This window comes from Clostridium uliginosum (assembly GCF_900112485.1).
GTDB classification, from domain to species: domain Bacteria; phylum Bacillota; class Clostridia; order Clostridiales; family Clostridiaceae; genus Clostridium; species Clostridium uliginosum.
Window position 1 is genome coordinate 1 of the sequence record NZ_FOMG01000051.1, and the last position, 11,426, is coordinate 11,426.

At 28.5% G+C, this 11,426-nt stretch carries 10 protein-coding genes, 2 tRNA genes and 3 rRNA genes; 3 read left to right on the top strand and 12 right to left on the bottom strand.

Going from position 1 to position 11,426, the window contains the following annotated elements:
- From BM027_RS17370 to BM027_RS17380, 3 genes are all read right to left on the bottom strand, one after another.
- Nucleotides 1-74: ribosomal RNA gene (locus tag BM027_RS17370) — 16S ribosomal RNA — on the bottom strand; the annotation flags it as partial.
- Nucleotides 75-484: 410 nt separating this feature from the next.
- Nucleotides 485-1,375 (bottom strand): patatin-like phospholipase family protein, encoded by an 891-nt coding sequence (locus tag BM027_RS17375; RefSeq protein WP_090094445.1) that lies wholly within the window; start codon nucleotides 1,373-1,375, stop codon nucleotides 485-487.
- 82 nt (nucleotides 1,376-1,457) lie between these two features.
- Nucleotides 1,458-2,276: a pyruvate, water dikinase regulatory protein gene (locus tag BM027_RS17380; RefSeq protein WP_090094446.1), complete on the bottom strand. Its 819-nt coding sequence runs from the start codon at nucleotides 2,274-2,276 to the stop codon at nucleotides 1,458-1,460.
- Nucleotides 2,277-2,647: 371 nt separating this feature from the next.
- On the opposite strand from BM027_RS17380, the gene BM027_RS17385 reads away from it, so the two are divergent.
- From BM027_RS17385 to hydF, 3 genes are all read left to right on the top strand, one after another.
- Nucleotides 2,648-3,406, top strand: a complete 759-nt coding sequence (locus tag BM027_RS17385; RefSeq protein WP_090094447.1) for a signal peptidase II — start codon at nucleotides 2,648-2,650, stop codon at nucleotides 3,404-3,406.
- Between the two features lie 251 nt (nucleotides 3,407-3,657).
- A complete protein-coding gene (locus tag BM027_RS17390) occupies nucleotides 3,658-3,903 on the top strand; it encodes a TM1266 family iron-only hydrogenase system putative regulator (RefSeq protein WP_090094448.1) in 246 nt (81 codons plus the stop codon).
- A gap of 96 nt (nucleotides 3,904-3,999) precedes the next feature.
- Complete coding sequence (gene hydF / locus BM027_RS17395; protein WP_090094449.1) at nucleotides 4,000-5,187, top strand: [FeFe] hydrogenase H-cluster maturation GTPase HydF; 1,188 nt, start codon at nucleotides 4,000-4,002, stop codon at nucleotides 5,185-5,187.
- 139 nt (nucleotides 5,188-5,326) lie between these two features.
- Here hydF and BM027_RS17400 read toward each other — a convergent pair.
- The 9 genes from BM027_RS17400 to rrf (BM027_RS17440) form a co-directional block, all read right to left on the bottom strand.
- Nucleotides 5,327-5,402 (bottom strand) — tRNA-Lys (locus BM027_RS17400).
- A gap of 5 nt (nucleotides 5,403-5,407) precedes the next feature.
- A 5S ribosomal RNA gene (gene rrf, locus BM027_RS17405) occupies nucleotides 5,408-5,524 on the bottom strand.
- Between the two features lie 269 nt (nucleotides 5,525-5,793).
- Nucleotides 5,794-6,525 (bottom strand): OmpA/MotB family protein, encoded by a 732-nt coding sequence (locus BM027_RS17410; protein ID WP_090094450.1) that lies wholly within the window; start codon nucleotides 6,523-6,525, stop codon nucleotides 5,794-5,796.
- 9 nt (nucleotides 6,526-6,534) lie between these two features.
- Nucleotides 6,535-7,311 carry a flagellar motor protein gene (locus tag BM027_RS17415; RefSeq protein WP_090094451.1) on the bottom strand — a complete coding sequence of 259 codons (777 nt, stop codon included), beginning with the start codon at nucleotides 7,309-7,311 and terminating at the stop codon, nucleotides 6,535-6,537.
- Between the two features lie 545 nt (nucleotides 7,312-7,856).
- On the bottom strand, nucleotides 7,857-8,804 hold the full coding sequence (locus BM027_RS17420) for an L-lactate dehydrogenase (RefSeq protein ID WP_090094452.1): 948 nt from the start codon (nucleotides 8,802-8,804) through the stop codon (nucleotides 7,857-7,859).
- A 217-nt stretch (nucleotides 8,805-9,021) separates the two neighbouring features.
- On the bottom strand, nucleotides 9,022-10,143 hold the full coding sequence (locus tag BM027_RS17425) for an RNA-guided endonuclease InsQ/TnpB family protein (protein WP_090094453.1): 1,122 nt from the start codon (nucleotides 10,141-10,143) through the stop codon (nucleotides 9,022-9,024).
- A complete protein-coding gene (locus BM027_RS17430) occupies nucleotides 10,127-10,747 on the bottom strand; it encodes an IS607 family transposase (protein WP_090094454.1) in 621 nt (206 codons plus the stop codon). Before BM027_RS17430 ends, BM027_RS17425 begins: the two co-directional genes overlap by 17 nt.
- A 307-nt stretch (nucleotides 10,748-11,054) precedes the next feature.
- A tRNA-Lys gene (locus tag BM027_RS17435) sits at nucleotides 11,055-11,130 on the bottom strand.
- 8 nt (nucleotides 11,131-11,138) lie between these two features.
- Nucleotides 11,139-11,255: ribosomal RNA gene (gene rrf, locus BM027_RS17440) — 5S ribosomal RNA — on the bottom strand.
- Nucleotides 11,256-11,426: the final 171 nt, after the last annotated feature.

The following is an 11,426-nucleotide window of genomic DNA, read 5'->3' on the forward strand; positions in this document are numbered from 1 at the left end:
CTTCATCGCTCGACTTGCATGTGTTAGGCACGCCGCCAGCGTTCGTCCTGAGCCAGGATCAAACTCTCATTAAAAAGTTTAATCTTAGCTTACTCTAAAAAGAATTGCTGGTTTACTTAAATGTATTTATCTATATTCTGTTCAATTTTCAAAGACCATATTCTTTCGCTTTCAACATTACGTTGTCGGCTTTTGTTTTAACTTGTCACCCTCAAGCGACTTTATTAGTATATCACTTGGTTTAGATATTGTCAACAAGTTTTTTTAAACTTTCAAACCGTTCTTTCCAGAATGTTTTTCTTGTTCTTAACTTGTTGTCTGCATCTCTTAGCGACGTGTTTTATCTTATCATCTAAACAAATAATTGTCAACATTATTTATAATTTTTATTATTAAAATTCAACATAAAAATAAGCTATCTCAAAATAAAACATGATTTCTATTTTGAGATAGCTTTCTAAATAATATATGTTATATTTCATTTTTATCTACTTTTTAAGAATTGTTTTTTTATATTACTAAATATATTTTCATTAACATCGTTGTTATTTCCTTGTATCAAAGCGCCCAATCTCATAATTGGCTTTAGGTAATCTATTGTATCACTATATCCTAACTTCATTCTCTTTTCTGTATTTTCAGGAACAAAATCAAGTATGCCATCTAGTACCCCTTCTTCCATGACAGATGGATAAATTTCTATTATCTTAGTATTTGGGAACAACTTTTTGTTAATAATAGAGTCCCTTGAAAGATGTACTACTATTATTATATCACAATTTTCTCCATATACTGGTTGAATAGGTACATTATCAGCCATTCCTCCATCCAAATACTTAAAGGCCTCAAACTCTTCTGATTCATAAATCATAGGTAATGCTGATGTAGCAAGTAAAATACTTCTTATACTTTTTTCATCATAATCATTAATCTTAAAATATCTAGGTTGAAAACTTGGTATTTCTGTACAAGCTACATAGCAAACTTTATTATGTTTCTTTAGATATTCAAAGTCTATATACTTATCCATAATATCTATCAATCCCTGTCTAGACAAATTACCACTTTCAAGTGTTTTAGGCATATATTTTTTTACAAAAGTCATGCTTTTTAAACCTAATGATATTAAAAATGCTTTAAAATTTAAATCCTTATCCTCCATTGGAAGAACCTTCTCTTTTGAAATATTATACCAAACATCATTAGCTTTTTCTAAATCTCCTTGACAAAACAATATTCCATTTAATGCTCCAATAGAAGTACCAGAGATAATATTAATGTACTGATCAATTTTTAATTCTCTTAAAGCTCTCCATACGCCTATTTGATATGCGCCTCTAGCTCCACCTCCTGCCAGGACTAATCCCATTTTCATAAACAACCACTCTCCTTAGAGATATCTAAATTCATTATTAATCTCTCTATAACAAATTATGCTGTAAATGAATTAACGTTCTTTAATAATTATGTATTTTTTTATTATATCCAATTGATTCTGAAATAATTAGAGCAGTATCTTCTATAGCTCTTTGCGTTACATCTATAGTCTTACATCCCAATCTTCTCATTATTTTATCCGCAAAATCAAATTCTTCTAACACTCTTGCATCACCTGCATATTCAATATTTGAAGATATCCTATGAAATTTATCTAATCTCCTTTTTCTAATTTCAATTAATTGAAGTGGATTTATAGTAAGTCCAAATATTTTTTTCTTATCTATTTCATATATCTCATCTGGCACTCCAACCTCTGGCATTAATGGAATATTAATTGCTTTTATACCCTTATTCGCTAAATACATACATAATGGAGTTTTTGATGTTCTTGATAGTCCAATTAAAACAACATCTGCATTTTTTAATCCTCTATAGTCTTTACTATCATCATATTGCATTGCAAACTCCATAGCTTCAATTCTTTTGAAATATATTTCATCAGTTTTCCTCATTGCACCAGGATTATATTCAGGATGTGTATTTAACATTGCCGAAGCCACATTTATTATTGGGCCTAAGACATTCATTACAGAAATATTATTTTCTGCTCCCTTTTGTGTTAAATACTCTCTTACATTAACAGTAATTATTGTAGATATTATTATAGCTTTCTCACATTCATTGACAGCTTTCATAACCTCTTCTACATCTTCTAAAGTTTTCACATATGGTATTCTTTTTACTTCTACTTTATTATTAAATTGACTTGCTGCAGCAATAGCAACTTGATTTGCTGTTTCTCCTATTGAATCTGATACTGCAAAAATAGTTAACATATTTATACCCTCTTTCTCCTCAAATTTACACCATTTATCTTTATAATACCTTTAGAATTCCTAATTATTTAATACTTATACTTTATAATCTTATAATTTTAAAGCAATATATTGAAGTATATATATCCTTTTATATTGTTTTATCTAATATATACATATAATTAAAAAAACTACTATTTATTGCCTCTCACTTTATATATTAAACCAAGTGTTAATATTTTAATAGTAGTGAATTTCTTTATTGTGTATGGTAAACTTTAATATAGAATTAATATAAAAAATCATACTCACATCTGTTTATTTGGTAAGTTCAAGTGCCCAATACAATATTTGGACTTCTACATTATTTAGTATTATTTTGGAGGGACATTATGAAAACTAAAAAAAGTTTAACTATATGCATTCTACCTTTAATGTGGATGCTATATTTTTTATTTGAATTACTAACTAATAGAATCAATGATTTACCAACTGTTATTTTAAATATAATGATTATTTTATTATTTGCTTTATCTGGTTTTTTAATTTATAAAATAGGGTGTAAAAATGAAGTAGGCTTTAATATTAATAAAATGTTGAAAATTTTCATTATATTAATGTTTATAGACCAAGGATTTAAAGTACTTATAAAATTATTCTGGTTTAAGAAATATATTGCTATAATACCTAACTTACTATCATTTAATCCAATTATAAATACCGATGGTTCTTGGTTAAATGCTAGATTTGGTACTGGAGTTAGTTTTCAAATATTAATATTTTTTAATGTTATTGCACTTTTTATATTTGTTGAAGTGTATAGATATTATTTATATAAAGACAATAAAGATTTTTGGGCTGACATGTGTTTTATGTTCATCTTTACTGGAGCACTTTGTTCACTAATTGATAAAATTTTTTATGGTGGAAGTTTAGATTTCATAGGAATTAGTAATTTATTCATCGCTGATGTAAAAGATATATATATTAATTTAGGAATATTGTTTTTTATCCTTACTTTATTTAACAATGGATATCTATCTTCTGAAGAAGATACTAATTTTAAAGACGATTTAAAAAGCTTAAATAAATTCTTAATATTTATAAGACATGATATAACAAGTAAATTCAAATTACTTAAAAATAAATAATAAATTTTATAGATTTACGCCTATTTATTATGTTACAATTTTATTTAATATTCTGAAGTTTTTTGTTTGTATTTGATTCAAATTCTTTGGAATATTGTATTTATAAAATTTAATAACCTAAGATCTAATTGTAAGGAATATTCTAAGCATGAGGAGGGGGTATAAATAATTGTCTATAAAATTAGTGATATTTTATAATGTTTATAAACTTCTGCACTTGCAGAAGTTTTTTTCTTTAAGGAGGTGACTTTATGAACACAAGAGTAGGTGTAGTTGCAATTGTAATTGAAGACCTTTCATCAGCTCCAGCCGTAAATGAAATATTACATAACTTTTCCTCTATTATTGTTGGAAGAATGGGACTACCATATAAAGAAAGAAAAATTTCTGTAATATCAATTATTATTGATGGTACTACTGATGAAATTAGTTCATTAACAGGAAAGTTAGGAAATTTACAAAATGTTTCTGTAAAATCAGCACTAACAAAAAGTTAATTCCAGATAAAAAGCAAGAAATTTGTATATATAAAAATTGTCTAAAATTAAAAGCAAAGATAAACTTTAAAATTTTAATAAAAAGGGGAAATTATTATGTTTGATACTCCAAAAGCAAATAGACTTCATATATCAATATTCGGAAAAAGAAATGTTGGAAAATCCAGTTTAATTAATGCTTTAACAAATCAACCTATATCCGTTGTTTCTGATACCCCTGGTACTACTACAGATCCTGTTTCTAAAGCAATGGAATTATTGCCTCTAGGACCGATTGTACTAATAGATACTGCTGGTTTAGATGATACTGGTGATTTAGGTACATTAAGAGTTGAAAAAACTAAAGAGATAATTTTAAAGACAGATTTGGCAGTGTTAGTATTTTCTGCTTCTGATTATAATATAAAACAAGAAAAAATTTGGTTTAATGATTTAAAATCAAAGAATATCCCTATAGTAGGTGTTATAAATAAAATAGATTTGGGTTCTAGCAATATAGATATGTTAAAAACAGAATTTAATATTCCATTTGTTGAAGTTAGTTCTAAAGATAAAATTAACATTGGTAAATTTAAAGAAGCGTTGATAAATAATGCTCCAATTGACTTTGAAATGCCAACAATTCTTGGTGATATTGTAAAACCTAAAGATAGAGTTATATTGGTTGCTCCTCAAGATATACAGGCTCCTAAAGGAAGACTTATATTACCTCAAGTCCAAATCATACGAGACATCCTAGATAATGATGCTATGGCATTAACTGTTAAAGATACTGAGCTACCTGATATATTACAAATAGTAAAAGAACCTTCTTTAATAATTACAGATTCTCAAATGTTTAAAAAAGTAAATCAAATTATACCTAGTAATTTACGATTAACTTCATTTTCAATTTTAATGGCTAGATATAAAGGTGATTTAAAATTATTTGTTGATGGTGCTAAGGCTATTAATAATTTAAAATCTGGAGATAAGGTTTTAATTGCAGAAGCTTGTACTCATCATGCTAAAAAAGGTGATATTGCAAGAGAAAAACTTCCTCTATTACTTAAAAATAAGGTTGGTGGTAACTTAGATATAGTTAATGTCACAGGAACTGATTTTCCTAATGACTTATCAGAGTTTAAACTTATAATTCATTGTGGAGCTTGTATGTTTACAAGAAGACAATTACTTTCAAGATTAGAAATTGTAAAAAACGAAAAAATCTCAATTACTAACTTTGGTGTTGCTTTAGCTGAACTTAATGGAATTCTTGATAGAGCATGTAATTTTTTAATTTAAGACATAAGGCACACGAAAAAAAATAATAGACCAAAGATGTGCCTAACATTAAAGAGCCTTTGCTAAAATAAGCAAAGGCTCTCTTTATATTAATTACTAAGCAAGTCTAATAAAAAATCACTTCTTTCGAAGTGATTTTTGGTGGCTCACCCGGGAATCGAACCCGGGACACCATGATTAAAAGTCATGTGCTCTACCGACTGAGCTAGTGAACCCTGTTACCTGGCAACGTCCTAGTCTCCCACACAGTTGCCCATGCAGTACCTTCAGCGCTATAGATCTTAACTGTCCTGTTCGGAATGGAAAGGAGTGTTACTTCTATGCCATCATCACCAGATATTAATTCTTTCTAAATCTTATATTTAGTTAAAGAATTTTACTCCTCAGTTTACTTACTGAGTAGGTTTCTCTTTCGTTGAATAATAACCTCAACAAGATCTTATTATATATACCTTAGACTATTATGTCAATACATGAATTTGACGTATATCGACATTATATTTAATATACATCCTTATACTCAATAAAACTCTATTTATAGTCCATCCTTATAATGATAAAATTTCTTTTATTTAGACCTATAAATACCACAAAAAAAGAAACTTATTACTTAGCTTTTTCGGATTTATTAAATTTACTATTTAAGATTAATATATCTACCCGTCTATTTGCTGATTTTCCTTCTTCCGTATTATTACTTTGAGTAGGTCTACATTCTCCATATCCTACTGATGATAATCTATTTGCTTCTACTTTTCCATCCGTAATAAGAAATTCTACCACATTTGCAGCTCTTACTGAAGAAAGTTGCCAATTAGAATGAAATTTTTCTGTATTTATAGCAACACTATCAGTATGTCCCTCGACTCTTATATAATTGTCTATATTATTTAAAACTTTTGATATAGAAGCTAGTTTCTTTTTATAATCTTCTTTAATTGTAGCGTCTCCACTATTAAAAAAAACATTATCAGTAAAGCTTATTATAAGCCCTCTTTCTTGAATTGATGTAGAAATATTACCCTTTAGTTCAGATCCTTCTATAACTTTATCTACTTGAGCTTTAACTTCTTCTAATTTTTCTTCTTCAGTTACTACTTTACTCTCTTCAGTTACTATTTTATTCTCTATGGCTTCACCATCTGATGAATTTATATTTTTGCCTCCACCTATACTGAATGCTTGTTGAAAAGACGTAGATATTTGCTTATATTTGTTCTTGTCCACATTTGATGATGCATACAAAATTACAAAAAGAACCATAAGCAAAGTTATCAAATCAGAATATGTTAGTAACCATCTCTCACTATTTTCTGGCTGTTGTTTTTTCTTTTTCATCATACACCTCTACTGATCTTTTTCGAATACTTTAGCTTGGTCTTCTGTTAAAAAACCTTCAAGTTTACTTACTAATGTATTTGGATTAGACCCTTGTTGAATAAGTAATATTGCTTCTATAATCATTTGTTTTTCATTAATTTCTTGCCTATTTAACATTTTTAATTTATTAGCAATTGGTAACCATAAAATATTTGCTGTAGCAATACCATATAATGTAGCCATAAATGCTGATGCAATCTTAGGTCCTAATTCAGTAGGATTACTTAAATTACCAACTACTTGTACAAGCCCCATTACTGTTCCAATAATACCCATAGTAGGTGCATATCCCCCTGCTGCTGTAAATAATTCAATGCCAGCTTCATGCCTTTCAGATATCTGTTCTAACTTAGTTTCTAAAATACTTTCAACAATAGACTGCTCTGTTCCATCTACAACCATTTGAAGACCTTTTTTTATAAATGGATCTATTTGACTAGTTGATAATTCGGCTTCTAACGTTAAAAGACCTTCTTTTCTTGTTTTGGTTGACACATATTTAAAGTAATTTATATTTTCCTGTATCTTATTTTCTCTTTTTTTAAATGCTATAGAAGCTACCTTAGGAAATTTTTTAAGTACATCTCCTGGAAAAGATATACCTACGGCTCCAATTGTTCCTCCAAATACTATTATGGCTGCTGTAAGTTGAAGAAGAGCAGTAACAGTTCCTCCTTCTAAAATAAATCCTAGAATAACAGAAGCAAACGCAAACAATAAACTTATTATAATTATAATATCCATATTAATTTTCCCCCTAGATTCAATGTTTTAAATTATATACACTAACAATAGGCATCTCATTTCTCTTCCCTTAATTCTTTTAGCAAGTGTATCACATGTTTTATGTTGCATACTAGTTTTATATTTATTTTCATACATTTCCACTATTGTAAGTATATCACATATATTTTGCCTTACATAGTTGAAAAATTGCGTATATTCTAAATCTTCCATCAACGTAGGCAAATCTATATCATATTATTTTAACTATATCTTTCTCTTGAAATAATACAGAAACTCCTTCTTATCACTGTGAATCTTATTTTGTATTAACTTCAATATTTCTTCTTTGAGACTCTAACAAAGTCATATTCCGTACATATTTTAAAAATATCCTAGAAAAAAGTCATAGAAAATTTGTTTTATACAAACTTTCTATGACTTTTTAGTATATACAAATTCTAATTAGTAGAATTCATTATTTATAGAATTAACGTCTAGATAAATGCTAAAAATACTGTATAAATCTAAACAAAGAATGATTTTTAGAACATATCTATGTTATATTAATTTAACTTCTTAATATATTCCCTAATTATGTTTGTTGACTTTTTAAACTTAGTTAATTCATCCTCAGTCATGTGTATCTCTACTACATCCTTAACTCCATCGCGATTCAAAATTGCTGGTACTCCACAAAACACATCACTTTCACCATACTCTCCTTCTAATAAAGTTGATACTGGTATTATCTTGTTCTCATTATAGATAACTGCCTTTATAATAGCTACTGTAGCTGCTGCTATTGCATAATATGTTGTTCCTTTTCTATCATAAACTTCCCAACCAGCCCTAGTAGTTTCTATTACTAATTTATCTAAATCTACCTGCCCAGTTAACTCCTTATTATCTTCTAATATTTCATTAAAGGATTTACCTCCTACAGTTACATGAGACCAAGGCACCATTTGTGAATCTCCATGTTCACCCATTGAATATGCTTGAACACTTCGTGGATCTACCTTTATTAAATTCCCAATGAAATTTTTTAATCTAGCTGAATCTACCGATGTACCACTTCCTATAATATGATTTTTAGGCAATCCTGATATTTTATATACATAATGTGCTATTATGTCTACTGGATTTGAAACAATAACAAAATATCCATTAAAACCACTAGCCATTATTGGTTCTACGATGGATTTTGTTATTTTAGCTGATAACTCTAATGTGTCTAGTCTTGATTGTCCTGGCTTTGGTGGTGGCCCTGCTGTTATAACCACAATATCCACATCTCTACATTGATCATAACTTCCAGTTACAACTTTTGTATTCCTATTTAAATATTCAATGCAGTGATTTAAATCCATAACTTCACCACAAGCTCGATCTTCATTTATATCTATCATTAATATTTCATCACAAACACCTTGTGTGATTAAACTAAATGCAGTTGTAGATCCTACAAGACCTGCTCCTACTATTGCAATCTTGCTCTTATTTAAAGCCATATCTCATCCGTTGCCAAAACCTTATAAAACTCTATAAAGCAATGTTTAATTCCCTGTTCAACGTGTCCCATTTTGCTAAAAGCTACTTTGGTTTGATATAACGCTAGGTAAATCACAAAGTGATTCACTCAAAAGCAGAGCTTTTGGTTCTCTACTTTTCCGAGGGCTTAAATTCCCATACAACGCATGGTACATATTAGCAGTACCGTTTAAGTGATTAAACTACTAATTCATATATACTTAGATTGATACTTGCATTATAATCTCTATCTATAACACAACCACATTCCTCACAGATATATGTCCTTTCTGATAATGAAAGCTTTGGTTTTATATGTCCACACTCACTACAAGTCTTTGATGATGGATACCATTTGTCAGCTTCTACAAACTCAATTCCATTGAACTCACATTTATATTGCATTTGTCTTTTAAACTCATATAAACATTGTTTTGCTATTGCTTTTGATAAATGTTTATTCGTCATCATTCCTTTAATATTAAGTGTTTCCATAACAACTCTTGATGGCTTGGTTTTCACTATCATATTCGTTGCTTGGTGACTATGATTACTTCTTATATTAGCTAATTTTCTATGAAGTAATTTAATCTGCTTTTCGATTTTTATAATATTACTTGTTTTGACAAACTTACTCCCTTCTTTATTTTTTAGGTATTTGCGAGATACCCTACGTTGTAATCTACGTAGCCTTTTTTCGAGTTTCTTTATAAGTCTTGTCTTATTAATATTTTTAAAAGTCATTCCATTGGAGCATATAGCTAAATCTTTTATACCAACGTCAATGCCTATGCTCTCATTTGTTGATTCAATTAATGGTTGCTCTTTTTCTATTCCCACTGCTACAAACCAATACTTTCCGTCAAAACTTATTCTTGGATTAGTATATTTAACGTTCATTGGTATTGAGTTTTTCTTTATAGTAACCCAGCCTACTTTTTCAATTAATACTGAACTTTCTTTAACTTTAAGCTTTGATGTATCATTATAGAAAGACGGTTTAGATTTTCTTCTGCTTTTAAATCTTGGTCTATCAGCTAAACCTTTAAAAAACTTCTTATAAGCTTCACAGCCATCTTTAACAGCTTGTTTTGCAACATTATTAGATACTTCATTAAGCCAATTTAAACTATCTTGTTTAAGTATAGTTAATTCTTTTCTCAAATCATTATCTGAAATAAACTTGTTACCATTTTTATAGTTTTCTTTTTGCCTTGCAAGTGTCCAATTATAGATAAACCTTGCAGTACCTACAGATTGCCATAATTTTTGTTCCTGTTCTTTAGTTGGATATAGTCTAACTTTATTCCCCAGTATCATTTTCCAATAACTCCTTAATCATTTTCTTAGCTTTATTAGCTCTTTTACCCTGAAGTCTACAACTAAAAACTGTAACAATTTGAATTAAATCTTCAACTAATTCCTGTTCTTCTGTATTTTCAGTATTATCTATAACTTCAATAGTAGTTCCATATTTATTACATAGATTTTCTATAATTTCAAATCCAAACCTTAACAATCTATCTTTGTATAAAATCACTATCTTTTCAACTTCTGAATTAGTTATCATGTCTATAAGTTGATTTAATCCTTTTTTATTATAGTTAATCCCACTTCCTATATCTTGTATAATTTCAAATTGATAACCTTTAGCAATCATATAAGTTTTGACATTTTCAATTTGTCTTACTAAATCGTCCTTTTGTTTGTGGGAACTAACTCTACAGTATCCAATTACTTTTTTAGTTTTAGTTTCAATACCTTTAATGCCTAAAAAATGATTAAATTGCTCTTGTGAATAATATCTATACCCTGTTGGAGCAACATGATGGGGTTTTAATATATCTTTTTTATCCCATTCTCTTAATGTTTGAGCATTTTTACCTATTAATTTTGAAAATTCTCCAATAGAATAGTATTTCATATAATCACCTCTTCAATTTATATAATGTTTTATTAACTGTTACTAAACCTTCTACTTTTTATATATTATTATATTCAATTCCAATTTTATAGATTGTTCATGCTTTTTTAAAATTTATATAACAATTCTTAAAAGTGTATAAATTAAAAGTAATATATTTTATTTATAATTATAAATATTTAACTCTATTGTTTAATTTTCTTTTTTAAATAAAGATTAATTTTAATACCATAAATATATTATAGCCTATGAACAAATATAAATACATAAAAAAAGACTACTGAAAAAAATTCAGTAGTCTTTGCTTTGGTGCGTCATCAGGGATTCGAACCCTGGACACCCTGATTAAGAGTCAGGTGCTCTACCAACTGAGCTAATCACGCAAATAAAAACCTGGCAACGTCCTAGTCTCCCACACAGTCGCCCATGCAGTACCTTCAGCGCTATAGATCTTAACTGTCCTGTTCGGAATGGAAAGGAGTGTTACTTCTACGCCATCATCACCAGATACTTAGTTCTTTCTAAATTTTTCATTTAGATAAAGAACTGTACTTATTCAGTACTCAAATTGAAAAAACATTTTTTTGTTCTTTCAAAATTGCACATAAGTTTGAGTTTCCTCTAATGTATATATTTACTTAATTAATTATTGGTCAAGCCCTCGACCTATTAGTATCAG